Below are 919 nucleotides of genomic sequence, written 5' to 3'. Positions count from 1 at the left end.
ATTTTAAAATTGTGATTTTATAGTTATTTATAATATGAATATACAATTATTAGAAGCAGTTAAAAATAATGATTTAGAAATAGTAAAGTTTTTAATATCATCTGGATATGATATTAATACAGAAGATGATTATTATAAAACGCCTTTGATGTATGCTTCTGAAAATGGCTGTTTAGATATAGTGAAATATTTAATTAATAATGGAGCTGATATCAATATAAAAGATTATTATTACAAGACAGCTTTAACTTATGCTTCAAAAAATGGTCATTTTGATATAGTCAAACTTCTTATAGATGAATGTTCAGAGTTTAAAAATGACAGATATGCTTTGATGTATTCTTTAGAAAAAGGATATAGAAAAATAGCAAAGTATTTATTAGAAAAAGGATACGAAGCGTCACATGATCGGCATGCATTAAGTTCTGCTGCAAAAAATGGTAATTTAGAATTAGTAAAACTGCTTATAGATAAAGGGGCTGAGTTTAAAAATGACAGACATGCTTTAATGTATGCTTCTGAAAATGGTTATTTAGATATAGTTAGTTATTTAATAGAATTAGGTACTGATGTTAATATGAGAGATTATTCCTATAGAACAGCTTTATTATATGCTTCTGGGAATGGACATTTGGATATAGTAAAATATCTAATTGATAATGGAGCGGATATTAATATAATAGGTGATAAATACTCAGATACAAGTTTAAGTAATGCCTCAAAAAACGGACATTTGGATATAGTAAAATATTTAATTGATAATGGGGCAGATGTAAAAAATGATAGGCATGCTTTTAAATATGCTTTAAAAAATGGGCATTTAGAAGTAGCAGAATTATTAAAAGCCAATGGTGCTAAATAATTAAATATGTTTCTAAAAATATTTTTTTATGTTATAATATTTGGCAATAAAATTGAG

At 25.4% G+C, this 919-nt stretch carries 1 protein-coding gene; it reads left to right on the top strand.

Annotation, left to right across the window (positions count from 1 at the left end):
• Window positions 1-34 precede the first annotated feature (34 nt).
• Window positions 35-862, top strand: a complete 828-nt coding sequence (locus EZH24_RS12660; RefSeq protein ID WP_137999399.1) for an ankyrin repeat domain-containing protein — start codon at window positions 35-37, stop codon at window positions 860-862.
• The last annotated feature ends 57 nt before the right edge of the window (window positions 863-919 follow it).

Origin of the sequence: Brachyspira catarrhinii (genome assembly GCF_005518285.1) — a bacterium.
In the GTDB taxonomy this organism is placed as follows: domain Bacteria; phylum Spirochaetota; class Brachyspiria; order Brachyspirales; family Brachyspiraceae; genus Brachyspira; species Brachyspira catarrhinii.
This window is presented reverse-complemented; position numbering and strand designations above follow the sequence as displayed.